The 26,217-nt window shown below is 40.0% G+C and carries 21 protein-coding genes, 3 tRNA genes and 2 rRNA genes; 15 read left to right on the forward strand and 11 right to left on the reverse strand.

Annotated elements, in window-relative coordinates:
* The first annotated feature begins 111 nt into the window (after positions 1-111).
* The 4 genes from DV942_RS15220 to rrf all read left to right on the forward strand — a co-directional run bounded on the left by DV942_RS15220 (position 112) and on the right by rrf (position 3,904).
* A tRNA-Ile gene (locus tag DV942_RS15220) sits at positions 112-189 on the forward strand.
* Between the two features lie 80 nt (positions 190-269).
* Positions 270-346: transfer RNA gene (locus tag DV942_RS15225), tRNA-Ala, on the forward strand.
* A gap of 431 nt (positions 347-777) precedes the next feature.
* Positions 778-3,653: ribosomal RNA gene (locus tag DV942_RS15230) — 23S ribosomal RNA — on the forward strand.
* Positions 3,654-3,792: 139 nt separating this feature from the next.
* Positions 3,793-3,904: ribosomal RNA gene (rrf, locus tag DV942_RS15235) — 5S ribosomal RNA — on the forward strand.
* 775 nt (positions 3,905-4,679) lie between these two features.
* On the opposite strand, the gene rlmN is transcribed toward rrf, so the two are convergent.
* From rlmN to DV942_RS15255, 4 genes are all read right to left on the reverse strand, one after another.
* Entirely contained in the window at positions 4,680-5,735 is a 1,056-nt protein-coding gene (rlmN, locus tag DV942_RS15240) for a 23S rRNA (adenine(2503)-C(2))-methyltransferase RlmN (RefSeq protein WP_145858863.1), read from the reverse strand.
* 89 nt (positions 5,736-5,824) lie between these two features.
* A complete protein-coding gene (gene rluF, locus DV942_RS15245) occupies positions 5,825-6,799 on the reverse strand; it encodes a 23S rRNA pseudouridine(2604) synthase RluF (RefSeq protein WP_145858865.1) in 975 nt (324 codons plus the stop codon).
* Positions 6,800-6,826: 27 nt separating this feature from the next.
* A complete protein-coding gene (locus DV942_RS15250) occupies positions 6,827-7,348 on the reverse strand; it encodes an NADPH-dependent FMN reductase (protein WP_145858867.1) in 522 nt (173 codons plus the stop codon).
* A 119-nt stretch (positions 7,349-7,467) separates the two neighbouring features.
* Positions 7,468-8,028 (reverse strand): DinB family protein, encoded by a 561-nt coding sequence (locus DV942_RS15255; protein ID WP_145858869.1) that lies wholly within the window; start codon positions 8,026-8,028, stop codon positions 7,468-7,470.
* Positions 8,029-8,464: 436 nt separating this feature from the next.
* Between DV942_RS15255 and DV942_RS15260 the strand changes: the two genes are divergently transcribed.
* Positions 8,465-10,942: an ATP-binding protein gene (locus DV942_RS15260; RefSeq protein ID WP_145858871.1), complete on the forward strand. Its 2,478-nt coding sequence runs from the start codon at positions 8,465-8,467 to the stop codon at positions 10,940-10,942.
* Here DV942_RS15260 and DV942_RS15265 read toward each other — a convergent pair whose 3' ends face one another.
* The 4 genes from DV942_RS15265 to DV942_RS15280 all read right to left on the reverse strand — a co-directional run bounded on the left by DV942_RS15265 (position 10,943) and on the right by DV942_RS15280 (position 13,435).
* Complete coding sequence (locus DV942_RS15265; RefSeq protein WP_145858872.1) at positions 10,943-12,274, reverse strand: sigma-54-dependent transcriptional regulator; 1,332 nt, start codon at positions 12,272-12,274, stop codon at positions 10,943-10,945.
* A 69-nt stretch (positions 12,275-12,343) separates the two neighbouring features.
* Positions 12,344-12,655: a hypothetical protein gene (locus DV942_RS15270; RefSeq protein WP_090982907.1), complete on the reverse strand. Its 312-nt coding sequence runs from the start codon at positions 12,653-12,655 to the stop codon at positions 12,344-12,346.
* Positions 12,656-12,733: 78 nt separating this feature from the next.
* Positions 12,734-13,045 (reverse strand): hypothetical protein, encoded by a 312-nt coding sequence (locus DV942_RS15275; RefSeq protein ID WP_090982910.1) that lies wholly within the window; start codon positions 13,043-13,045, stop codon positions 12,734-12,736.
* A 75-nt stretch (positions 13,046-13,120) separates the two neighbouring features.
* Positions 13,121-13,435 (reverse strand): GDYXXLXY domain-containing protein, encoded by a 315-nt coding sequence (locus tag DV942_RS15280; RefSeq protein WP_145858874.1) that lies wholly within the window; start codon positions 13,433-13,435, stop codon positions 13,121-13,123.
* Positions 13,436-13,772: 337 nt separating this feature from the next.
* Here DV942_RS15280 and DV942_RS15285 point away from each other — a divergent pair.
* The 3 genes from DV942_RS15285 (at position 13,773) to DV942_RS15295 (ending at position 16,418) form a co-directional block, all read left to right on the forward strand.
* Positions 13,773-13,845, forward strand: a tRNA-Thr gene (locus DV942_RS15285).
* Positions 13,846-13,957: 112 nt separating this feature from the next.
* Positions 13,958-15,124, forward strand: coding sequence for an amidohydrolase family protein (locus DV942_RS15290; protein ID WP_145858877.1), 1,167 nt, complete (start codon positions 13,958-13,960; stop codon positions 15,122-15,124).
* Between the two features lie 337 nt (positions 15,125-15,461).
* Positions 15,462-16,418 carry an NAD(P)H-dependent flavin oxidoreductase gene (locus tag DV942_RS15295; RefSeq protein ID WP_145858879.1) on the forward strand — a complete coding sequence of 319 codons (957 nt, stop codon included), beginning with the start codon at positions 15,462-15,464 and terminating at the stop codon, positions 16,416-16,418.
* 79 nt (positions 16,419-16,497) lie between these two features.
* Here the strand turns inward: DV942_RS15295 and DV942_RS15300 are convergent, their stop codons facing one another.
* The 3 genes from DV942_RS15300 to DV942_RS15310 form a co-directional block, all read right to left on the reverse strand.
* Complete coding sequence (locus DV942_RS15300; protein ID WP_186462319.1) at positions 16,498-17,565, reverse strand: acyltransferase family protein; 1,068 nt, start codon at positions 17,563-17,565, stop codon at positions 16,498-16,500.
* A gap of 195 nt (positions 17,566-17,760) precedes the next feature.
* Positions 17,761-18,681 carry a LytTR family DNA-binding domain-containing protein gene (locus DV942_RS15305; RefSeq protein WP_145858883.1) on the reverse strand — a complete coding sequence of 307 codons (921 nt, stop codon included), beginning with the start codon at positions 18,679-18,681 and terminating at the stop codon, positions 17,761-17,763.
* A 195-nt stretch (positions 18,682-18,876) separates the two neighbouring features.
* A complete protein-coding gene (locus tag DV942_RS15310) occupies positions 18,877-19,242 on the reverse strand; it encodes a hypothetical protein (RefSeq protein WP_134204659.1) in 366 nt (121 codons plus the stop codon).
* 260 nt (positions 19,243-19,502) lie between these two features.
* Between DV942_RS15310 and DV942_RS15315 the strand changes: the two genes are divergently transcribed.
* The 7 genes from DV942_RS15315 (at position 19,503) to DV942_RS24025 (ending at position 26,208) form a co-directional block, all read left to right on the forward strand.
* On the forward strand, positions 19,503-19,775 hold the full coding sequence (locus DV942_RS15315; RefSeq protein ID WP_145858886.1) for an acylphosphatase: 273 nt from the start codon (positions 19,503-19,505) through the stop codon (positions 19,773-19,775).
* 78 nt (positions 19,776-19,853) lie between these two features.
* Entirely contained in the window at positions 19,854-21,335 is a 1,482-nt protein-coding gene (locus DV942_RS15320; protein ID WP_145858888.1) for a lipopolysaccharide biosynthesis protein, read from the forward strand.
* A 53-nt stretch (positions 21,336-21,388) separates the two neighbouring features.
* Positions 21,389-21,820, forward strand: coding sequence for a dUTP diphosphatase (dut, locus tag DV942_RS15325; RefSeq protein WP_145858890.1), 432 nt, complete (start codon positions 21,389-21,391; stop codon positions 21,818-21,820).
* A gap of 44 nt (positions 21,821-21,864) precedes the next feature.
* On the forward strand, positions 21,865-23,562 hold the full coding sequence (locus tag DV942_RS15330) for a tetratricopeptide repeat protein (protein WP_145858892.1): 1,698 nt from the start codon (positions 21,865-21,867) through the stop codon (positions 23,560-23,562).
* Entirely contained in the window at positions 23,540-24,331 is a 792-nt protein-coding gene (locus DV942_RS15335; RefSeq protein WP_134204664.1) for a DUF4292 domain-containing protein, read from the forward strand. The genes DV942_RS15330 and DV942_RS15335 overlap by 23 nt, the downstream gene beginning before the upstream one ends.
* A gap of 175 nt (positions 24,332-24,506) precedes the next feature.
* Complete coding sequence (locus DV942_RS15340) at positions 24,507-25,802, forward strand: murein hydrolase activator EnvC family protein (RefSeq protein WP_090982930.1); 1,296 nt, start codon at positions 24,507-24,509, stop codon at positions 25,800-25,802.
* A 46-nt stretch (positions 25,803-25,848) separates the two neighbouring features.
* On the forward strand, positions 25,849-26,208 hold the full coding sequence (locus tag DV942_RS24025) for a Sec-independent protein translocase subunit TatA/TatB (RefSeq protein ID WP_280525534.1): 360 nt from the start codon (positions 25,849-25,851) through the stop codon (positions 26,206-26,208).
* Positions 26,209-26,217 lie beyond the last annotated feature (9 nt).

The raw sequence follows: 26,217 nt of genomic DNA on the forward strand, positions 1-26,217 counted from the left end.
AAAACGGTGGGCATACTATAAGGGTAAGCTTAACGGATGAAGCTGAGGTTAGCAAAGGAAAAGCGGTAGCGGTAAGATACTATATACTGCATCAGATGCTGCCCAAAGCAAAGTCCCGTAGCTCAGCCTGGTTAGAGCACTACACTGATAATGTAGGGGTCTCCAGTTCAAATCTGGACGGGACTACCATTGAAGTTTACAATTGGCGGTTTGCAGTTGACAGTTACCATAACTGAAAACCTGGAACTGAAAACTGATAACTACACTCTGGGGGATTAGCTCAGCTGGCTAGAGCGCCTGCCTTGCACGCAGGAGGTCAACGGTTCGACTCCGTTATTCTCCACCATTAAAGGTTGAGGGCTGAAAGGTAGAAGGTTTAGGGTAAGACCCATGGCACTACCGGCCACGACAGAAAACAAAAAAACGAGTTTACCTGGATCGGTAACATACATTGACATAAAGAGAGAAAAGAAGAAAACGCCACGGGGCACATACATTACAAAAAGTATGAAACGGTTCGAGACCGCAGTTTTTCACTAACAAGGTTAAGCAGAGGCTTAGGCGCAGGACAATGAAACCCTCCACCTTTATACCCTCTACCTTTAACCTCGGTAAAGTTCTTTGACATATTGGAAGAAGTTAAAAAAGAAGAGCAAACAACAATAGGCGACTGTTGTGTTTGTGCTCACCAGGCGGAGTAGCAATACGATGTTAGGTATGAGACATCATAACAAGAGCAAAAAAGCATACCATGCGGCGCAAAAGGCGCATGAGTAGAAGAAAGTAAGAAAGAGTACACGGGGGATGCCTTGGCTCTCAGAGGCGAAGAAGGACGTGATAAGCTGCGATAAGCTCCGGGGATCTGCAAATAGGAACTAGATCCGGAGATTTCCGAATGGGGCAACCCGGCATGTTGAAGACATGTCACATATAATGAGCAAACCTGCCGAACTGAAACATCTAAGTAAGCAGAGGAAGAGAAAATAACAATGATTTCCTGAGTAGTGGCGAGCGAAAGGGAAAGAGCCCAAACCTACCTTGTTACGGCAAAGTGGGGGTTGTAGGACTGCAACGTGGCATTGGTAAACAGAAGTGGAACGGGATGGGAAGCCCGGCGATACATGGTGATAGCCCAGTACACGTATAGAATACCAGTCTAGCAGTATCCTGAGTACCGCGAGGTCGGAGACGCCTTGTGGGAATCAGCCGGCACCATCCGGTAAGGCTAAATACTCCTGAGAGACCGATAGTGAACCAGTACCGTGAGGGAAAGGTGAAAAGAACCCCGAACAGGGGAGTGAAATAGAACCTGAAACCGTGTACTTACAAGCGGTCGGAGCATCCAAGTGGTGTGACGGCGTGCCTTTTGCATAATGAGCCTACGAGTTACTCTTCTCTGGCAAGGTTAAGTGCTTCAGGCACGGATCCGAAGCGAAAGCGAGTCTGAACAGGGCGTATAGTCAGAGGAGGTAGACGCGAAACCTTGTGATCTACCCATGGACAGGTTGAAGGTGCGGTAACACGTACTGGAGGACCGAACCGATAAACGTTGAAAAGTTTCCGGATGATCTGTGGGTAGGGGTGAAAGGCTAATCAAACTGGGAAATAGCTCGTACTCCCCGAAATGTTTTTAGGAACAGCGTCGGCATCGAGTTACATAGAGGTAGAGCTACTGATTGGGTGCGGGGGAGTCAAATCCTACCAAATCCAGACAAACTCCGAATGCTATGTAATATGGCCGGCAGTGAGGCGCGGGGTGCTAAGGTCACGCGCCGAGAGGGAAAGAACCCAGACCATCAGCTAAGGTCCCCAAGTTACGGTTAAGTTGAACTAACGAGGTCCGATTGCACAGACAGCTAGGATGTTGGCTTGGAAGCAGCCATTCATTTAAAGAGTGCGTAACAGCTCACTAGTCGAGCGATCGGGCATGGATAATAAACGGGCATTAAACCGTACACCGAAGCTATGGGATTGAAATATATCGGTAGGGGAGCATTCTATGTGCAGTGAAGGTATCTGGTAATGGGTGCTGGAGCGCATAGAAAAGCAAATGTAGGCATAAGTAACGATAAGGCGGGCGAGAAACCCGCCCACCGAAAGGATAAGGTTTCCTGATCAACGCTAATCGGATCAGGGTCAGTCGGGACCTAAGGAGAACCCGAAGGGGAAATTCGATGGACAACTGGTTAATATTCCAGTACTTTTTATAACTGCGATGTGGGGACGGAGTAGTGACACTGCCGCGATCTGACGGAATAGATCGTTGAAGGCTGTAGGTATATCGAACATAGGCAAATCCGTGATCGATGCTGAGCGCTGATAGTACCAAGGACCTTCGGGCGATTGGATAGTGCAGGTAATCAGACTTCCAAGAAAAACCGCTAAGCTCCAGGTTATAAAAACCCGTACCGCAAACCGACACAGGTATCCGGGAAGAGGATTCTAAGGTGCTCGAGTGAATCATGGCTAAGGAACTCGGCAAAATGGCCCTGTAACTTCGGGAGAAGGGGCGCTGACAGCAATGTCAGCCGCAGTGAAAAGGCCCAGGCGACTGTTTAACAAAAACACATGGCTTTGCAAAATCGAAAGATGAGGTATAAGGCCTGACACCTGCCCGGTGCTGGAAGGTTAAGAGGGGATGTCATCGCAAGAGAAGCATTGAATCGAAGCCCCAGTAAACGGCGGCCGTAACTATAACGGTCCTAAGGTAGCGAAATTCCTTGTCGGGTAAGTTCCGACCTGCACGAATGGTGTAACGATCTGGGCGCTGTCTCAGCCATGAGCTCGGTGAAATTGTGGTCCCGGTGAAGACGCCGGGTACCCGCAACGGGACGGAAAGACCCCATGCACCTTCACTACAATTTAACATTGACATTGGGTACAGGATGTGTAGGATAGGTGGGAGGCTATGAATCGGTGTCGCCAGGCATCGTGGAGCCAACGTTGAAATACCACCCTTTCTGTATTCGGTGTCTAATCCCGCTAAGCGGGAGACATTGTTTGATGGGTAGTTTGACTGGGGTGGTCGCCTCCAAAAAGGTAACGGAGGCTTTCAAAGGTAAGCTCAGTACGCTTGGTAACCGTACGTGGAGTGCAATAGCATAAGCTTGCTTGACTGTGAGACATACAGGTCGATCAGGGTCGAAAGACGGATATAGTGATCCGGTGGTTCTGCATGGAAGGGCCATCGCTCAAAGGATAAAAGGTACGCTGGGGATAACAGGCTGATCTCCCCCAAGAGCTCATATCGACGGGGAGGTTTGGCACCTCGATGTCGGCTCGTCACATCCTGGGGCTGGAGAAGGTCCCAAGGGTTCGGCTGTTCGCCGATTAAAGTGGCACGCGAGCTGGGTTCAGAACGTCGCGAGACAGTTCGGTCCCTATCTGTTGTGGGCGTAGGAATTTTGAGTGGGGCTGACCTTAGTACGAGAGGACCGGGTTGGACCAGCCTCTAGTGAATCTGTTGTTCCGCCAGGGGCATTGCAGAGTAGCTACGCTGGGAATAGATAAGCGCTGAAAGCATCTAAGTGCGAAACTAGCCACGAGATGAGAATTCCATATAGGACCGTAGCAGACTACTACGTTGATAGGCTACAGATGTAAAGGTGGCGACACCACAGTCGAGTAGTACTAATCATCCGAAGCTTTCAAAGCAAACAGAACTGTTGTTTGTTCTTCATGCTAACTTCTTTCAATAATATGTCATTTGAGGCCGGAAGGCGGAAGGCATAAAGGCGGAAGGTTTACCCTCTACCTTAATACCCTCCCTCCCTCAACCTTAAATAAAAATATTCAGGTGCCTATATCGGTGGTGTCCACCTCTTCCCATTCCGAACAGAGAAGTTAAGCCCACCAGAGCCGATGGTACTGCGGTAACACGTGGGAGAGTAGGTCGGTGCCAGATCTTAAAGAGAAGCCCTTCAGCAGTAATGTTGAAGGGCTTTCTTGTTTTATCAGCAAAGGGCATAGGGCATAGCGCATAGCGGTTTCCCGCAGATTACGCTGATTCCCGCAGAGGCCATTCTATCATCCGTTTTACATCTTCCGTCTTTTATGTTATGTCCTGGCTAAAATAGCCCTGATGGTAGCGGCATCCCTTTTGGCTAAGAAAATTGTTTAAAAAATAAGGTTTCCCAAAAGGATAAAGCGTACAGTAGGACGGGACCTATCCCAAATGCTCGGGACACTGCGCTCCAAAAAAACAGATACTTTTCCAATAATCAGGAATCAGGAAAAGTTAAGGTTGTGCTCCCGCAGAAAACGCTGATCTTCGCAGATACCATTCCATTACCCGTGTTACATCTTCCATATTTACTCCTATATTTTCTGTCCCGGGTTAAATAGCCCTGATGGGAGCGGCATCCCTTTTGGCTAAGAAAAATTGTTGAAAAATAAGTTTTCCCAAAAGGATAGAGCGCACAGCAGGACGGAACCCAACCTACAAGTACAGGAAACTGCGCTCCAAGACGAAAAAATTTTTTAACAATTAAGGAGTTGAGAAAAATTAAGGTTGTACTCCCGCAGAAGACGCTGATTTCCGCAGATACCATTCCATCATCCGTTTTACATCTTCCAGCTTTACCCTCAAAAAGCGGAGTAGGACGGGACCAAACCTAAAAGCACAGTAAACTGCGCTCCAAAAATAAAAGAGATTTATTGAAAATATGGTATGATCTCGCTTAGGCCTTCGCTTCTTCCTTAACCGCCAATTGCCCACAGGCAGCATCGATATCTTTACCACGGCTACGGCGGATATTGGTATTGATCCCCTGGCTTTTTAAATAATTAGAAAAAGCATCAATCTTATCGCCTTCAGCGTTGGTGAAATCAGCGAAAGATATTGGATTATATTCAATCAGGTTTACTTTACAGGGAATATGTTTACAGAATTTAGCCAAATCCATCGCATCAGAAATTTCATCGTTAAAATGATTAAAAACGATGTACTCGTAGGTTACCGGATTTTTGGTTTTGGCAAAATAATATTTTAAAGCCTCGGCAAGCGATTTTAATGAGTTGGCCTCATTAATGGGCATGATCTCATTACGCTTTTTATCATCAGCGGCATGTAGCGACAAGGCAAGGTTGAATTTTGCGCCATCATCACCTAATTTTTTGATCATCTTGGCAATGCCAGCGGTAGAAACTGTAATCCGTTTGTAGCTCATGTTTAGTCCATCGGGTGCTGTAATGCGTTCGATAGACTTTAGTACATTGGCATAATTTAACAGCGGTTCTCCCATCCCCATGTACACAATATTGGTAAGGGGATTGTTATAATTCTGCCTGGCTTGCTTATCAATCAATACTACCTGGTCATAAATCTCGTCAGCATTTAAATTACGCTTACGTTCCATATAACCGGTTGCACAAAATTTACAGGTTAGGCTGCAGCCTACCTGCGAACTTACACAAGCAGTCATGCGATCTTCCAGCGGAATTAAAACACCCTCTACGATATTGCCATCTGCTAACTTAAACGTATTTTTGATGGTATGGTCGTTACTGAACTGAGAGTTGTTAACCTGAACGGCATTAATGGCAAAAGTTTCGTCCAATGCTTTACGAAGGTCTTTGGATAGATTACTCATCTGCTCAAAACTCGTTGCCGATTTTTCCCAAAGCCACTGGTAAATTTGCTTGGCCCTAAAAGCAGGCTGTTGCATTGCAGTAAGATGTTGTTGCAATTGTGGCAGATCTAACGCACGGATATCGGTTTTTTTTGCTGTTACCATTTGTTGCAAAGGTACTTAAAAAAGGCAGAAGGTAAAAAGCTGGAAGGTATAAGAACGATAATCAGGCCAAATTTTACAAATTTTTAGCTTTATCTTCCTCTGCCTCTTGTGTTTGAATTGCCTGAAGGTTTGCCTTTTGCAGGTCGCGAATTTCGGTTTCCGCTATTGGCCTTGCCAGCAGGTTTTGAACCTGGGTGTCCAGCTGTTTTCTTAGCCGATGATTTTTGATTGGATGGTTTGGGTTTGAATACTTTTTTTGTCGGTTCTTCTTTAAGTTCCGGAATCTCTTCCCGCACGTTTGCCTTTTTCCGGACGGTGCTTTTTGTTTTAGCCTTGGCTTCTGACGACGAATTTTCTACACTTTTGGTAATGGCCTTCATCTCTTCATCAGTAAGCTCCCTAAACTCTCCTGTCGGAATACCTTTAAGGCTGATATTCATGATGCGTGTGCGCTCCAGTTTGGTTACTTCGTAGCCAAAATGCTCGCACATCCTTCTAATCTGCCGGTTTAAACCTTGAATCAAGATGATATTGAAAACAAAGGTGCTGAGCTGTCTTACTTTGCATTTACGGGTGTTTACGCCCAGGATGGGGACACCGTTACTCATTTCAAAGATAAAATCTTCGGTAATGGGTTTATTAACAGTGACGACGTATTCCTTCTCGTGCTTGTTCCCTGCACGCAGGATTTTATTAACGATATCACCATTATTGGTGAGGAAGATCAGGCCAGATGAATCTTTGTCTAGCCGGCCGATGGGAAATATTCTTTCACTGTAATTAATATAATCTACAATATTATCACGTACGGTGCCTTCAGTGGTACTGGTAATGCCAACAGGCTTATTGAAAGCAAGCAGGATAAAATTACTTTCTTCTTTGGGTTCGATATGATGGCCGTTAACCATCACTTTATCTCCTGCAAAAACCTGATCGCCTATCCTGGCTCTTTTTCCATTGATGAAAACCGTTCCCTTTTCAATATATCGGTCTGCTTCACGACGTGAACATAATCCACTTTCACTAATGAATTTATTTAAACGGGTGGCAGCATTATTGTTCATACTGCAATTTTACGGAAATAAATCGTGTTATCCATTCTCAACTGCCGCAACAAATGCTTTAACGTTAGATTTAAGTCCGGTTAAAGTTTCCTGATCTATAATTTCTGCATCAGGATTGATCTTTGCTTTTGCAAAGGAAATAAGCTTTGAAGAGATATTGGCCTCAAGTACCGTTAAAATATCTATTATAGATTGATAGGCTTTTTCACCCTGTGTAGAAGCTACAAGTGCAAAAACAGGTTTCCCTGAAAATGAGGCTGAGCTTACCGTCCAATCGAGAAGGTTTTTAAGCGATCCTGGTAAACCCATGGCGTATTCAGGTGTAGAAATGATGATACCATCTGCTTCCTGGATGGTTTTACGAAGGTCATAAACAATGTTTGGTGGATCTGCTAAATCTAGATCTGGGTTGAAATGTGGAACAACTGCAACAGTTGGGAAGATATAGACCTCAAAATCTTTTCCTAGAAGCTGGCTAATAGCCGAAATATAAAGCCCATTGGTGGATGAAGTTTTGGTGCTTCCTGAAATGGCCAATATTTTTTTCATGGCTAAATCTAACAAAGTGGAAATAGAATATCAATATGGCCTTGTAATTCGGTAGTCATTTCCAAGAATGACCATCAAAACAAACCCGGTTTCGATGGCTCATTTGGATGTCTTGTGAGCTAAAAGTTTTGATCATCTGCACTTGGTCCGTAACTGCCTGGGATAGGAATATCCAGTAATCTTAAATAAACGCCGAGCTGTGCCCTGTGATGAGTAGTTTGGCTAAGGGAGTGGCGAATGGTTTCATATTTAGAATAATCGGCCAAAACTTGTTTGCCCATCCTTAATATCCAGCGTCCATTCAAATCCTCTTCTGTTGCTTTTTTCAGTTCTGTTTTCCCTTCGTTATAATTTTCTTCCAGAATTTTTACCAGATCACCAACATTTTCTATAGGTTTTTCTACATATGGTGCTGTTTCAAAATCCAGTCCATCGGTAGTTAAGGCTAACGAAACCCAGCTCGGCAGATCAGCAATATGAACCGCTAATGATTTCAATTTCATGCTTTTTTCGTGTGGCGCCCAGTCAAATTTTTCTGCCGGAACAATCGCGAGGAATTTTTTTGTGATATTAAATTCGGCTTCTAATTCTTTCAATAATGCATTAATAATTTCCATGTTTTTCTGTTTTGTTTTTTCTGCTGCGTGTAATTCCATAAGTAGTAAATCAGCGATGCTCATGATTTTGATGTTTGTTTAAACAAAGAAAACGCCCGCCACTGACAACCCTATGACAGCCTGGAAAAAATGTTTTTAATAATTTACGGGATTAGGTGCATGTAGTCAATTAGTGACATGTGCTGTGTTTTTTGAAAGGGAAGCGTAAATTCCTAAGACAGATGATCCCGGTATTCATGCTCTGGGATCTGATAACCGGTACGTACGCTCATATCGAACTTTCTTCAATTTTTTCTACCGTAATGTATTTTCTGGAATAAAGCAGGGTTAACATTCAGAAAGATAGTCGATACGGTTCATGGTTTGTTTTTTTGGAGGTGTTTAAAATTAAAGTTTTTCAATCAATTTTTCTTGTGGTACGTTATTTGCAAAGATAAATCCATATCAAATATTTAGGTTAAACCGTTATCATAATGGATAATCTAAACAATCTAAATCAATGGCGGCTGTTATTCAGAAAAGATTCTTCCGGGCAATCAAAAGTAAAGTGATCATAGGTTTTTTGTTTGCCTGTTTTGCGCTGCTTTTGGCATGGGGTATTAGTAAATTTGCCTTTACGCGGATGCTGGATACCGTTGAAGAAATTTCTGCACCAAACGATCGGTTGAGGATTGTTAACGACCTATCGCATAGGATAGCCAGGTTAGATCAGTTGCAGCGCGATGAGGCTTTTAACAAACAGGGTACCTATAGTTTTCTTAAAGAATCGCGGAGGTTAAGGTCGGGTTTAGATACCCTGCGTAAATTATACCGGGGTGATTCTGCGCAGTTGGCAAGGATAAAATCGATTAAAATTTTACTGTCAGAACGGGATAAACAATTTGTGAACTACCTTAAGGTGAGGGAAACACTGGTGAATACCAAATCTTTTTCGGAGGAGGTCAGGAAATTGAATGACCTGGTGGCTACACGTAGCAGGCAAGCTGACAGTGCGGTATTAACCACCGAAACGACCACATCAACCACTACGGTTGCACCTGAAGAAGAACAAAAATCGAGGGGTTTCCTGAGCAAACTTTTTGGCAAGAAAAAATCTGATGTTTATAAAATTATTAATGAGGAATTTAAAGTTAAGCGTGATACTTTAAATGCAAAGGCTGAAGATAGTATCATGAAAAGCATGACGGGTTCGTTAAAAAATATCGAACTGGAACAACGTCAGAAAAGCCAGAAATTTTTAAAGCGGGAAGCCGATTTGTCGAGTGCAAGCAATGCTTTAACCGCTAAAATACTACAGATTTTAAGAGAAGTTGAAGGGCAGGCTGTAGCCCAGGTCGATTTAAATGGTATCCAGGCTAAAGAAGTGGTTAATGATGGGATTACCCAGATTACAACCATTATCATTATCTTTTTTCTGTTAACGGTTATTCTGCTGTATTTAATTATGGCCGACATTACAAAAAGTAACAGATATAGAAAAGAATTGGAACTGGCTAAAGACGAGGCTGAATACCATGGTAAAGCGAAGCAACGGTTCCTGTCAAATATGAGCCATGAGATCAGAACGCCTTTGCAGTCCATTTTAGGTTATGCCGAACTGATTACCCAGCAGGATGTACCTAATAAGAAAGATGTTGATGCCATTTATCAATCTTCCATCCACCTACTTCAGATTGTTAACGAAGTTTTGGATTATAACAGGATTACGTCGGGTGAGTTTAGCTTCAACAACCAGGTATTCAATATCAGAAAAGCTTTGGACGAAGTGGTTTCGGTAATGCGGCCATTAGCAGAACAGAAGTTGCTCCGGTTAGATACGGCATTTGATCTTGCCGGTCTGGAGTTTGTAAAGGGAGATGTTTTCAGGCTAAAGCAAATTTTATTTAACTTATTGGGTAATGCAGTAAAATTTACTTTGAAAGGTGAAATTAAGCTGGCTGTATCTTACAAAAAGCAGGGAAATGATCTGCATTTCCATTTTACAGTAAAGGATACAGGGATCGGTTTTGAGGAAAAAGATATTCCGAAGATATTTAATGAATTTGAGCAGATCGAATCTCCTGAAAAATATTTGATTAATCCTGCAGGGACCGGTTTGGGCCTGCCTATTGTTAAATCTTTGATTGAAGCGCAGGGAGGAAGAATTTACGTGAAAAGTAAACCGGGCATGGGTACCACATTTAATATTTACATCAAATATGAAAATACCACAGAGCGTGTAAACGATGCCTTAGACTTAACGCATTATGCCATCGTAAATCCGGGAAAGGTTTGGGTAATCGACGATGATAAATTGATCCTGGATTTATGTGGGATGATTTTCGAGAGAAATAAAGTGCCTTACAGGAGTTTTACACAGGTGGCAGACATTCTTCATACCGAGCCTGAAGCTGATTTGAAGTATGTTTTGATAGATATGCGCATGCCTGAAATGACGGGTTTTGAACTCTGCCACTTATTGAAAAAGAAACTGCCGCAGAATGTTAAATTTTATGCCATTACCGCACAGGTTTTACCTGAAGAGCGCGAAATGGTTTTGAGTGAGGGGTTTGACGGATTAATTATGAAACCGTTTAGGGCGGTTGATATCCTGTCTATCTTTGATAAAACAGAGATGTTGGCGAATCAACCTGAATTTGATTTTTCCTCAATCGAGAAAATGACTTTTGGTGATCAGGAATTGTTGGAAAAAATCCTTACCCGCTTCAGGCAAGATTCGATTGACGATGCAGCCGAACTAAAAAAATACCTGGATGAAAACGATCAGGATAGGAGCAGGTTATTGGTTCACCGGCTTGCTGGACGCGTGGCCCAGATGGGCTCGAAGACATTAGCCAATGCTTTTAGAACCCTGGAAATGGAAATAGTGGAAAATGGATTAACCGAAAATATTAAATCTGAGCTGTTACTACAGCTCAGTGCGTTGGATAGTTTGATCGCCTTTATCGAGAAAATCGACTATATTACTGTAGAATAGTTATTCTATCCCGTAGCGCTCCATTTTAGCATACAACGTTTTGCGGTCGATATTCAAGATTTTTGCAGCTTTTGATTTGTTATATCTTACTTTGATCAGTGTTTCGGTAATCAATGCTTTTTCATTTTGTTCGTTAACGGCTTTCAGATCGGATGAATTGCCTGGAGCTGATTGCTGATGGACAGAAACCATCATTTCATCGGGTAATGCATTGATCTGGGCAACATCGCCCTGGCTCAATAAAACCATTCGTTTGATCACATTACTAAGCTCGCGGAGATTTCCCGGCCAGTCATAACTCAACAATAATGCTTTCGCTTCAGCAGAGATACTTTTCACATTACGGCCTAAATCGCGGTTGGATAAAGTGATAAAGTGGTTGATAAATAATTCTAAATCCCCACCCCTTTCGCGTAAAGGCGGAAGCTGGATTTTAAATTCATTTAAACGATGGTACAGATCTTCTCTGAATTCTCCCTGTTGCATGCTATTGGCCAGGTCATCATTGGTAGCCGTGATGATACGCACATTAACGGGAATCTGTTTGGTACTGCCCAAAGGTTGTATCACCCTTTCCTGTAAAGCCCTGAGCAACTTAATCTGCACCTCATAGCTTAGGTTGCCCACTTCATCTAAAAACAAAGTTCCTCCATCGGCAGCCTCAAACTGGCCTTTTTTATCATTTAGTGCCCCTGTAAACGCTCCTTTAACATGTCCGAATAATTCACTGGCGGCCAAATCTTTGGATAATGCACCACAATCGATAGCAACAAACGGTTGGTTGGCACGTTTACTTTGCTGATGCAGGGTTCTGGCAGCAAATTCTTTCCCTGTGCCACTTTCGCCCTGTATGATTACCGACATGTCTGTGGGCGCGACTAAATTAATATGCTCATAGAGTTTATCGGCAATGGCACTTTTGCCCTTAATAAAATCGCTGTTTACTTCTTTTGGTTCAACACTTTTTAAGTCCTTTTTGGTTAAAGAACTTTTGATCACCATTAAAAGCTCATCTGGATTAACCGGCTTGGTAATGTAATCAAATGCACCCAATTGAATTGATTTGACTGCAGTGCGGACATCGTTAAAACTGGTCATGATGATGACCGGAATAGAAAGCCCTAAATCGCGAAGGTGGGTAAGCACTTCAAATCCGGTTCCATCCGGCAGGCGGTAATCGATTAAAAGTAAATCGAATGTATTGGTTTCAACTTGCTTAAATGATTGCTTTACTTGTGTTACGAGGGTAACCTCATGACCATTTTTTGTTAAAAAACCATCGAGTATTTGAGCAAATGTGGTATCGTCTTCTAAAATCAGGATTCTCGCCATGTAACAAAAATAAGAAAAGCCAGACATAATCTGGCTTTCTTATCATAGGTAGATGTAATTATTTGGGTTTTATTGTACAGGCTTACCGTCTTTATCGATCTTAACAGATCCGGTTTCTGCTTCTTTTTTTACGTTAATTAAATAGTACTCTTTTGTACCTTCTTTTACCGACCAGGCTTCAGTAGCGGTCCAGCCTTTGTAAGCATCAGATTTTAAGGCGGTGGTTACTGGCTCAGGAAGTTCTTCCAGTTTTACCGGCGTTTTTACTGCGCTATCTTGAACTGCAACAATTGCAGTGTTTTTGATGGTATTTACTTCACTTGCCTGTACTGCTGTGAATCCTGCAAATGCTAAAGTGGCGGCTAAAATGATCTTTTTCATAATATGATGTTTTAAATATGGTTTGTAACTATCGTTACGTTAAATACTTGTTAATTCTTGAGCGCTAACTTATATTATTTATTGAACGGGTTTACCGTCTTTGTCAATTTTAACAGATCCGGTTTCTGCTTCTTTTTTAACATTAATTAAATAATACTCTTTTGTACCTTCTTTTACCGACCAAGCTTCAGTAGCGGTCCATCCTTTGTAAGCATCAGATTTTAATGCTGTAGTTACGGGCTCAGGAAGTTCTTCCAATTTAACCGGGGTTTTTACTGCACTGTCTTGAACTGCAACAATTGCAGCGTTTTTGATGGTATTTACTTCACTTGCTTGTACTGCTGTGAATCCTGCGAATGCTAAAGTAGCGGCTAAAATGATCTTTTTCATGATATAATGTTTTATATGTTTTGTAACTATCGTTACGTTAAATACTGGTTAATTCCGGAGCGCTAACTTATTTATTTATTGAACTGGTTTACCGTCTTTATCGATTTTAACAGATCCAGTTTCTGCTTCTTTTTTCACATTGATTAAATAATACTCTTTGGTACCTTCTTTCACCGACCAGGCTTCAGTAGCGGTCCATCCTTTGTAAGCATCAGATTTCAATGCTGTAGTTACGGGCTCAGGAAGTTCTTCCAATTTAACCGGAGTTTTTACTGCGCTATCTTGAACCGCAACAATTGCAGCGTTTTTCATTGTACTTACTTCACTTGCTTTTACTGTTGAGAATCCTGCTAATGCTAATACTGTAGCTGCTAAAACGAACTTTTTCATAGTATATATTTTTAAATTTAATTTGTGTAACAATACTTGCTTATGTTTCATAATGATGCCAAATGGATTAATTTAGTTAAGTGATTGGTTTTTAGGTAATTATTTTTATGCCAAACTTTTAAGGCTGTGGAGTTTGTCTACACTTTGAGGTGAAGCACTACAAGTTTTTGTTTGTTGGTTGCTGATGGCATGCCGGTTTTAACATTGGACTACTGACCAAATGGTATTTATAAATAAATATTCAGGATGACCAGAAGCTATTCACTACCTATAGTAGAAAAAATAATTTTCAATTTTTAAAAATGAAGATTTTTTTCTATCATTGCAGCCCGATTAAGCCTCCTTAGCTCAGCTGGTAGAGCAACTGACTTGTAATCAGTAGGTCATTGGTTCGATTCCGATAGGAGGCTCTTTTTTCTTATTCTCATCTTTAGGGCAGCAATTTCCAAACTCAATCATTACCAAAATAACGCAGACCAGGGAAATATTTTATTTGCTCCGATTATTCCATTAATTTGCGGTATGTTAAAATACTTTTCAGCTGATTGGGTCTTTCCTGTTTCTTCCCCGTCAATTAAAAACGGAGTAGTAGCCGTAAATCCTGATGGCGAAATAAAAGAGGTTTTAGCCGAAGAAGATTGGGTGAACCTTGATTTGGAGATCATTAAGTATAAGGGCGCCATTGTTCCGGGCTTTGTTAATACCCATTGTCATTTAGAGTTATCACACCTGTGGGGTCAAATTCCCCGGCAAACAGGTTTGGTAGAATTTGTACAGCATATTATTAAAAGCAGACAGGCCGATGCCGGTCAGATCGATTTAGCTATGCAAAAAGCCGATCGACAGATGTTCGATAATGGAATTGTTGCTGTTGGCGATATTTCCAACCAGATTTCTTCTAAAAAGGTAAAAGAAGGCAGTAAGATTTATTATTATACTTTTATAGAAGCCTTAGGTTTTAACCCGGAACGTGCGAGTGCTATAATGGATCATTTGAGGGAAATTAAGCGCGATTTTGAACCCCTGCCAGCAGCCATAGTTCCGCATTCACCTTATACCGTTTCACCTGAGCTATTTGAATTGATTAGGAAAGAAGCAGAAAAATCAAATGCATTTATCAGCGTGCATAACCAGGAAACCGTTGATGAAAATGCTTTTTTTGAAAGTAAAACAGGCGGTTTTTTAAAGCTTTATGAGTTTTTAGGAATGGATCTCTCTTTTTTTGTTCCAACAAATAAAACTTCATTAAAATCCTGGCTGCCTTATATAAAAAAGGAAAAAACATTACTGGTACACAATACGGTTACGAATAAAGCAGATATTGATTTTGCTAAGCAAAGCAATCCCAATTTATACTGGTGCCTTTGTCCGCAAGCTAACTTATATATCGAAAATGTTTTACCTGATGTTGATCTGTTAATGGAAAAAAAGGTAAAAATCACCTTAGGAACAGATAGTTTAGCCAGTAACCATCAGCTTAATATCCTATCAGAGATGCTCACCTTGCAGAAATATAAACAGGTTACTTTTGAAAAACTGCTGAGTTGGGCTACCATAAATGGAGCAGAGTTTTTAGGGCTTGATCAGCAAATGGGAACAATAGAGGTTGGTAAAAAACCTGGTTTAAACCTTATTCAGTTAGGGGAAAATTTTGAAATTGAAAATGATCTGGTGAGGCGGTTGATTTAAAGAATTATTCATTCTTCTAATAACCTTAAAAATCATTTATTTTAAAGCATCATTATATTTTGTTTTAAGTTTTAATGTCATATAAAATCTTGTGCATTAAAAATTCTGATTTTTAATGTGAAAGGAGTTTGTTACAATGATTTTAATGTGATTCCTTATTTTAACCTTAAAAATAGAGATTTTTAAGGTTAATTTTAAATTAGCCAACGGATGAGAATTCTTGAAAAAAGAAGTTTAGGCAAAGGCCACTATTTTCTTAATTTAGAATTATATAGAATTCTTTCAGAATAAATTGATACTCAATAATTCGCCTATCATTTATAAAGTAAATTTCCTTATGAACCCCATCTGTAAACTTTTTAATATCAAATACCCGATTATCCAGGCTGGAATGGTCTGGTGCAGTGGCTGGAAACTGGCTTCGGCGGTTTCAAATGCTGGAGGATTAGGCATTATTGGTGCAGGTTCGATGTACCCTGATGTTTTAAGATCACATATTCAAAAATGCAAATTGGCCACACATCAGCCTTTTGGCGTTAATATTCCATTGCTTTACCCTAATATTCAGCAAATTATAGATGTTGTAATTGAAGAGCAGGTGAAAATTGTATTTTCTTCTGCTGGTAATCCAGCAACATGGACCAGTTTTTTAAAAGAAAGGGGTGTTACAGTCGTTCATGTTATTGCAAATACAAAATTTGCGATAAAAGCACAGGAAGCTGGTGTTGATGCCATTGTTGCCGAAGGTTTTGAAGCCGGAGGGCATAACGGGAGAGAAGAAACCACTACCATGTGTTTAATCCCGATGATTAAAGAAAAGGTTAAAATTCCGGTTATCGCGGCTGGCGGTATTGGGAGTGGAAAAGCCATGCTGGCTGCATTTGCCTTAGGTGCAGATGCTGTTCAGATCGGTTCGGCCTTTGCAGTAGCCGAGGAATCATCTGCTCATGAAGCGTTTAAATATAAGATTATTGCTGCCAATGAAGGCGATACTAAACTAGCGATGAAAAAACTCGTTCCGGTAAGGTTATTGAAAAATGAATTTGCAGATACTATTGCCCATGCTGAAGCTACAGGTGCAAGCCCGAAAGAACTGGCTGAACTTTTGGGGCATGCCAGGGCAAAACTGGGGATGTTTGAAGGCGATGTAGAAAACGGTGAACTCGAAATCGGGCAGGTTTCGGCAATACTGAAAGAGATCAAACCTGCCAGGGTTATACTTGAAGAAATATGGCATGAATTTAAGAATAAATTAGCGCAGCTTGCGCAATTACAAAACGAATTGGATAGTTAGATCGACGTGTATCTCAGAGACGCGGAATTTACTTTCGTATTTTCGATTTTAGATAACCCCAGTCCTACATTTCAATCTATCAGATAATTCTTTTCACGCCTGGAATTATCAGCACAATGGAGCCCAATAAGAAACTTCCCATCACTACAAATGGCGCCAGGACTAAAAACTTGACTGCCGGATCTGCCAACCAGCATTTAAAAATAAGAGAAACGCCTGTGATGACCAGTGGATGGAAAATATAAGTGGCAAAAGTGCATCTAGATAATTTACTTAACAATGGCGATGATCTATTCCACGAATTTTTGCCCACGCTTAATAATGCAGTGAGAATTGAAATTCCTATACATTGTTCCCAAACGGCATATAATAGAGATTGCCAGTGAAAACCACCCGAATACCATTCAATGGGCATATTAAGCTTAGCCTTGATCAGAAAGAACAAAGGAAAGAATATTAGACCTAACCAGGCAACCCGCCTGAGGCTTTTACCAACTTTTAAAGGCAAGCTATCAAACCATTGATTTTTATAGGCCAACAAACCTATAATAAACAGAATGATATATTGCGGAAAGTGACCTAACTGAAAGCCAAACGGTTTAAGCACCCAACCCACCGGAAATAAAATCCTAACAAAAAAGGTAATTACACCTAACAAAACAGCAAAAAATAAAATCTTGGCGGTACCAGGTGCCGGAATAGGATTTTTAAATTTAATGGTAACGAAACGTTTCGCGCCAACATAAATCAGTGTAAATAGCAGTAAGGCTGCAACAAACCACAGTACGCCAAAATCAATCCAGCTATGGTAACCTGAAAGATATTGCAGATAAGTAATGTGATTGCGCTCTGCGAAATAATAAACAAGGTAACTTAGTAATGGCGATAAAACGAAGGAGTAAAATAACAGTGGGATACCAAGCCTGGTGAAACGGTCTCCCAAAAACTTCCAAGTCCCTTTTCTATGGTAAGATGGTGCTGTGAAGTATCCTGCCAGTAGGAAAAAAAAGCCCATAAAAAATGATTGATTTAGGCTTACAAAAATTGTTGATGGTATAATGGCAGCCATTTGAGTTGTTTTTTCGGTATAATACCATCCACCTGGGGCGCAATACACAATAATGGTATGGTGTACTACAACTAACATTGTTAGAAGGATCTTAAGATTATCAATATAAAATAGTTTATTGGCTTTGTTTGGAGTAATTTGTTGAAGTGATATTTTGGATGACATGGCAGATACGTTTTTAATTGTTAGGCTTGATTAAACCGATACTGCCGCAAACATAAAATGGAAATCCGGTTTTTTATTGCCAATGTTACCAGCAACAAATCTTTGTGATCAATAACTAGGTGATGAACTTGGGGTAAGAAGGAGTTCTTGATAAAGCGCATTGAATGCAACAAGCTGTGCCCTTGAAACGGGTACCTGATCAGCTGTGTGGTCAAATGAAAGCATAAGGCCCTGCGACTTTCCGGTTACGTTTTTGATATAACACATGTTTACCAGGAAGGCCCTGTGACAACGGAAGAAATTACGGTTGAAAAGTAACTGAGATTCAAATTGTGTTAGGGAGATTCTTTTTAGCTCGATGTTTAGCTGATTATTATTGCAGGTTGTTATCTCGATGTAATTCCCGTCTGCTTTGGCAAAAAGTAAATCGTTTGGATCTAAAGTGAAATCGTCTTGCTTGACCTGGGTTTTAACATAAATTAAGGTATTTCCGGAATTATTCTGTGATTTAAGATCAAGTGGAGTAAACTGGAAAATTAAGGAGGTGTCTTTTTTTGATTCAAAATAGAACATTGCCATCCTCATCAAAAAATACAAAAGTATCCCTGCTACAAAACAGTTTCTCACCTCTTCCCATAAATAGTGCCATGTCCAATTATCTTGATTGAAATAAATGAAATCGCGGATCAGGAAGCTAACTATACCTGTGAAAAGAAGTGAAATGCCAACATGCGCGTATTCCGATGGCAAAGACCAGCTTTGGTTTTCAGCATACTTAGCCCTGAAATAATTTAATAGCGTAAAGTAAAAATAGATGATTACTGCAGGTAACAAGGCATGGAGACAGCATATGAAAAAATAATTAACTTTCTGTTGCGATGTATTAACTTCAAAGGGCTTCAGGAGGATTAGAAATCCGAGAATAACACCAAAAATGATTGAAACGGTTTTAAAAAGATTTTTCTTGCGGTAACGATCTGGGTAATCAATTTCTTTAAATAAGTGTTTTCTGTTGAAATAAATCTTCATTGTTAAAGTCCGTTTTCAGACTCAACAAATTTATAGAATTTTATGTAAGTTAGATTTGAGGATGGATAAAGCTTAAATTGATGGAAGGTTTTTATCTCCCAAAATGTAAACCTCGATTTTAAGGGAAATTAATGATTGGTATTTTCATGAGTCATTTGAACGACTTTCAAAAACAATAACTTTCCACTTTCCAAATTAACGGTACTGGACTTTTTCAAGCAGAGAAACAGTATGCGAAAGGTTTTGGATCATTTTATCTTTAAGTTCGATCGTTTTGTTCTTCTCACTGAGCAGGCTTTTTAATCTTTTGATTTCTTCTGCTGATGCCTGTGTTTCCTTTTTACTGAACTCGGAAAATGCCTTGCCTTTTTCGTAATAACTAAAAAAATTGTAGCCGAGTACCTCACTCACATTGGCAAGTAGAGAAACATCTAAGGTAGGACTGTTAATAATTTCCTGCGCCTTGATTTTGCTAATGCCCAACTTTTTTGCAAATATGGAAATGGGAATCTCTTTGGTTTTCATTTCCTTCCAGATCATCAATCCTATATGTACGCTCATTATTATCTCCGTTTTTAAAATTCAAATTACCTAAATGTTAAGCTATTCCCGAAAAATTAGTGCTAATGATAACCAGTCTAATTATAGGTTTGTTTAATGGATCATAACCATTTTTTGTTGTGGTTTTAATTGTTTAATACTCCTGTCATAATTCAGCCTGAAGATTATCGTTAATCAGTTATATACCTTCGGTAACAGGTGCTGAAGAATTGTGATAATTCATTTACCTTTACAGCGATATTTCAACTTTACAACATTAAATGAAACACCTCAATATAAAAGTAACAGGTAAAGTGCAGGGCGTTGGTTTTAGAGAAACCACTAAAATGATTGCCAACCAGATGATGGTAAATGGTTTTGTAAGGAACGAAAAAGACGGATCGGTTTATATCGAAGCGGAAGGCGAAGATATTTTTCTGGAAGAATTTGTGAACTGGTGCCATGAAGGTCCTGACCGATCGCGTGTTGAAAATGTAGAGGTAAGCAATGGCGAAGTAAAAAACTATCGTAATTTTGAAGTGCTAAGAAAATAAATTGCTGAATTGTTGGATTGCTTTATGGTTCCCATCATGGAGCCTATCTCAATACGCAATACTCAAATCTCAATATTGATGTCTGTATATAAAAAATTTGCTGGGCAAACGCTGATTTACGGTTTAAGTACCATCTTTTCACGTTTATTCAATTTCATCTTGACTCCAATTTACACCAGGGTTTATCCAACAAGTGTATATGGGATATTTACTAAGATGTTTAGCTACGCATCCACCATCAACCCGATTTTGGCATTTGGAATGGAAACCACATTTTTCCGTTATCTAAATAAACATGAGGATAAAAAACAGGAAGTATACAATAATAGCTTTTTAGTTATTGCTTTTATTTCTACGCTCTTTCTGATCAACGGATTGGTTTTTTCAGATTATTTAGCCAGGTTTACCTTAAACGGAAGTATCTCTGAACTGGCTAATCAGAAATTATATGTGAAATACTTTGTATGGATTTTATTTGTAGACGCAATTAGCGTAATTCCCTTTGCAAAACTTAGGGCAGATGGTAAGCCATTTCGTTATAGCCTAATTAAGTTTTTAAATATTGGCATCTTTGTAGGCTTTAACCTCTTGTTTATTTTTGTTGTTCCGTGGTTAATTAAAAATGATGGCTTTCTAAGTAATTGGCTAGCCACCTGGTATAAAAGCCAATGGATTGGTTATGTTTTTGTTTCTAACTTAATTGCAAGTATCATTACGTTTGTAATGTTATTTCCGCAGTTTTTGGAAATCCAGTTTAAGTTTAATAGCGCATTATTTAATAAGATGTTTGGTTACAGCTGGCCCGTACTTGTAGCTAATCTATCGTTTATAATTAACGAAACACTCGACAAAATTTTATTGAGTAAATATCTGCCAACTAATATTGCCGACCATGACATTGGTATATATGGGGCCGTGAGTAAACTGGCCATTTTTATCAGCATTTTTAATACTGCATTCAGGCTAGGTGCAGAACCTTTCTTTTTTAGTCATGCTAAAAATGCTAACGCCAAGCAAACCTATGCTACCATTTTATATTATTTTGTATTAGCATTATCAATACTTTTTGTTGGCTTAACCGCGAATATCGAGCTTATAAAACATTTTATTTCACCGCCTTATTGGGTAGGGCTTAGTGCCGTTCCATACTTATTGTTTGGGTATGTCTGCCTTGGTATTTATATGAACTTATCGGTTTGGTACCGTTTATCAGATCAAACTCGCTTCGGTTTATACATCTCTTCTGTTGGCGCTATTTTTACTATTGTCATGAATATCATTTTAATACCAAAATACAGTTATATGGGGTCGGCATGGGTATCCATGTTTGCATATCTTATTATTATGGTTATTTCTTACGTATTGGGGCAAAAACATTACCCAATTCCTTACAATTTAAAACGTATGATTGCTTATTTACTCGTTTCTATATTTTTCGTATATCTTTCTTTCTGGATATTTGAACGTAATATTTATATCGGAAATGGCATTTTAGCGCTATTCCTCTTAGGGGTTTTCTATTTTGAAAAGAATAATGTAGTAAAGATATTAAAGAAGTAAATCGTTAGAATCAGTCATCTAAAATCTCACGTCTCCAATCTCATATCTAAAAAATGGAAATAAAAATCATCAATACATCCGGGCATCTACTTCCACAATATGAAACTGCGCATGCGGCAGGAATGGATTTAAGAGCGGCAATAACCGAAGACATTATTTTAAAACCTTTACAACGGTTGCTGGTACCAACGGGCCTGTTTGTTGAGCTACCGGTTGGTTACGAAGCACAAATCAGACCAAGAAGTGGCCTGGCTTACAAACATGGCATCAGTATCGTAAATTCACCCGGTACTATCGATGCCGATTATCGTGGCGAAATAAAAGTTTTATTGGTAAATTTATCAGATACTGATTTTAAGATCGTTAATGGCGACAGGATTGCACAAATGGTAGTGGCCAAACACGAAACGGTGAGCTGGCAGCCGGTTACAGCACTGGGCGAAACGGCTCGCGGCGAAGGTGGTTACGGGCATACGGGAAAATAGTTTGGCGTTCTCAGTTGAGAGTTTGGAGTTAATTTTTGGATGATATGAAGTATAAGGTGCACTTTCTTATTGGGGCTACTTTGGCCGGCTTCCAGGCTTTTGGGCAGGGGACAGTTGCGCCTGCTACCAATCGCGATAGCAATATGGTAAAGCAATTGTTCTTTGCCGGTCTTCGGGAGAAAATGTCTGAAAATTATGTTCAGGCCGCTACCAATTTCAATAAAATCGTCGGGTTAGATCCTAATAACCATGCTGCTTATTTCGAACTGGCCAACGCAGACCTGCGTTTAGATAAGCTTTTGGAAGCTGAACAGCATATTAAACAGGCCATTAAAATAAATAACGGAAATTTATGGTACTGGCGTTTGTTGGGAGAGGTATATAAACGCAGCAATAATATGCCCGAACTGATCGGGGTATTTAACCAGCTCATCCGTCTCGATCCTGAAAACGATGCCTATTATTTTGATAAGGCCAATGCACAGTTTTTGGCCAATCAGCTGGATGCCGCCAAAAAGACCTATGAAGAAATTGAGAATAAATTTGGTAATTCAAGAGATTTGGCAAATGCCAGAAAGCGCCTGCAATCTAACGGAAATGCCACAGAAAGTGATATTGTGAAGTTGTTGGAAGGTAACCAGGCGGATGTAAAGAATTGTTTATACGCTGCAGGTTTGCTTTTACAAAAAGGGAACGACCCAGAAGCCTTGAAGGTGTTAACCAAAGCACAGCAACTTGAACCCAATAATTTTGAAGTAAACCTGGCTTTGGCCGATATCTACCGTAAGCAAAAAAATGATGAAGCAGCCTTTTCATCCTTAAAACTGGCTTTTCAAAGCAATGAAATGCCGCTTGCAGAAAAGGTAAAGATCATTGCCGCACTTTTTCCTAAACTTAACCAGCCTATTGTAGCTAAAAATGCAGCTGAACTGAGTAAGCTGGTTGCAGAGAAAAACCCTACAGAAGCCAAAGCATTGGCCCTTTACGGCGATGTACTCTATCAGCAGAATAACTTGAAAGAAGCATTGCTACAATATCAGGCTGCGTTGCGACTTAACGAACAGATTTACATCGTATGGGAACAGGTGATTAATATCCAAACGTTGCTTGGACATTACGATGAAGCCCTAAAAGTTGGCGAAGAAGCTTTAAGCATTTATCCTAACCAGGCCAGTTTATATTATTATATGGCTTATGCAGCTTTTAAAACCGGTAAATATGAAGCTGCCCAAAGCAATTTAAAAACCTCGTCGCAATTGGATGTAGAGAACAAAAGCCTCCAGGCGCAGATTTATGCACTTCAGGGCGATGTTTACCTCAACCAGAATAATTTTGCACAGGCTAAAACGGCTTTCGAAAAAGCGATTGCAACAGAGCCAGATAATTATCTGATCATGAATAATTATGCCTATTATTTGGCATTGAGAAATGATGACTTGACAAAGGCGGCTAAATATGCTGAAACAGCTGCACATGCCATGCCAAATAATTCTTCTGTTGCAGATACTTATGCCTTCATTCTCTTCAGACAGCAAAAATACGATCTGGCGAAGATATGGATTGAAAAGGCTTTACAAAACAATAGCAGTAAAAACGGTGTTTACCTGGAGCGATATGGAGATATACTTTTTATGAAAGGTGAAAAAGATGCTGCATTAATCCAATGGCAAAAAGCAAAAGAGGCCGGAAACGGATCAGAAGTATTAATTAAGAAGATCAATGAAAAAAAATATTTTAAATAGTGTATTCCTTTTAGGAGCGGTAATCTTTGTTTCAGCTTGTAAACCTAAAAAAGAAATTGTAGTGGCTCCTCCTACCAAAACGGAAACCAAAACAGATAATACCAAAGCAGAAGCCTTAACCCTGTTGAATAGCAAACAGCTTAAATTTAATACGCTTTCACTTAAAGCAAAAGCAACTTTGGATATTGCCGGTAATGCGAATGATGTAACCATGAATTTCAAAATGAAAGATAAGGAGACCATTTGGGTAAGCATTACGGCATTGGGTGGAATGGCAGAGGTGGCAAGAGCGTTAATTACGCCTGATAGCATCAAGATTATGAACCGGATGAAAAACGAGTACCTCAAAAAACCGTTCAGTTATGTTTACAATTTCACCAACAAACAGGTTAATTTTAACACCCTTCAGGCCATTTTAACGGGTAATGCCGTGGGCGAGTTTTTAGTTCCGGAATCGGATGTTAAACAGGAGAACGGAGTTTGGGTTGTTTCCGGAAGTAAATCTGAGCTAGATTACAGGTTGCTCTTTAATACACTTTTCAAAGTATCTGAAACCAATTTAAATGATGCTAAAAATGGGCAGGCATTGAAAGTTACGTATTCAGATTATCAAAAATTAAACGAATTTTTATTTCCTGGTGCGCTGAAGATCAAAACGCTATCTAAAGCGAAAACAATAAATATCGACCTTCAATATGTAAAAATTGACGGCAATGTTCCGGTCGATTTTCCGTTTAATGTACCAAAGAGGTTTACGGTTGTAAAATAATAGTAATTACAGTTAATTTAATAGTTTGCCAAAAAACCTGCTGCCTGCATCAGGCAATTTGGCAATCTTTATATTGGATGAAGAATATATGAAGAGGGTTCTGTAATAAGTAATTATGACGTTAGTATCTCAATTTTAGTGTTTTTTACTGTAAAAATTTTATACTTTTGGCTTAATGAAGCTACAGAAACTCCTATTTATCCTTTTTTTAAGCGTGTTAACGACCTCTGCGGTTGCACAAACGGAAAGCCAGCTCAGAAGGAAAAAAGAAGCTATACAACGTGAAATAGAACAGCTTCAAAAGAACTTGAATAAAACTGCCAATGGTAAAAAGCTTACCATACAGCAGATTAATACCATAAATGCCCAGATTAGGTTGCGCCAGGATAAAATTGGTACCATTAACTCCGAAATAAAAAATCTGGATAATCAAATCTCTCAGAACACAAATACCGTACATACGTTACAAGGTCAGTTAGGCGATCTTAAAAAGGAGTATGCAGGTATGATTCGCTTTGCGCAGCGAAATAGAAATTCGTATGATAAAATGATGTTCATTTTTGCATCAAAGGATTTTAACCAGGCTTATAAACGGATTAAATACTTGCAGCAATTCAGTCAATACCGTAAAAAACAGGCCGGATATATTGAGAGCACAAAACAAGACCTGGACGGAAAGATTAAGGTACTGGATAAAACGCTTAGGGAGAAAAGTGATCTTTTAAAAGAGCAGGAAAAAGAGCGTGAACGTTTAAGTAAAGATAAAAGTAAACAAGCTGTTGAATTAAATAAACTGAGCAAAGACGAAAAGCAGTTCAGACAGGATATTAGCAGCCGCAAAAAACAGCAGGCACAGATAGATCGGGCCATTAGTGCTGCGATTCAACGGGCAATTGAAGAGGCGAGAAGAAAGGCGGCTGAAGAGGCAAGAAGGAAGGCAGCAGAGGAAGCAAGGATTGCTGCAGCTAAAGCTAAAGCAGAAAATAAACCTGCTCCAGCAACGCCCCCTACACCAACCGCTAAAGCCAAATCGACCAGTGAACTGTTAACGGCAACTCCTGAAACGGCCAGACTATCGGCAGGCTTTGAAAATAACCGTGGAAGGTTACCATGGCCTGTAGCAACAGGAACAATAACCGAAAGATTTGGGCTACATAAGTTAGATCAGGCCAGTTATACCAACGACGGTGTGGATATTACCACAACTGATGGTGCGGCTGTCAGAGCGGTATTTGCTGGTAAGGTTGCAGCTGTACAGGTAATGATGGGCAGAACGGTGGTTCTGATCAACCATGGTGAATATTTTACCGTATATCAGAACCTAAAATCGGTTAGTGTGAGTGTAGGTAATTCTGTTGATACCAAACAAACCATAGGAGTGGTGGCTAATACCGGTGATGATGCTGTTCTAAAGTTTCAGATCAGAAGGGGGCAGGCGGCTTTGAATCCGGAAGCCTGGATCAGTAAATAAAAGAATAGTTTTTAAAATGTCTATATTTGTATAAATTATATTAGTGATGTATCAAGGCACGTTATTAGAGTTTTTAAACATGGGTGGATCGGAGATCGTGCTCATTTTGGTAGTAGTTCTGTTGTTGTTCGGTGGTAAAAAATTACCTGAACTGGCAAGAGGGCTTGGGAAAGGGATCAGGGAGTTTAAAGATGCCTCTGACGGTGTAAAGCGTGAGATTCATAGAAATATCAATGCGATGGATCTGGATAAAGAGGAAGCAGAAGAAACAGCACAAAATCACAACCAGCGCCATCATCCTACAGAAGAATCGCCTGTTGATGAGACGGTAACCCCTGGCACAGCGCATACTGAAGCCACTAAGCCAGCTGAGGAGAAAATAACAACAGACAAAGAAAAAGTTTAAACAAAAAGT

Source organism: Pedobacter suwonensis, from assembly GCF_007833675.1.
GTDB lineage: Bacteria > Bacteroidota > Bacteroidia > Sphingobacteriales > Sphingobacteriaceae > Pedobacter > Pedobacter suwonensis.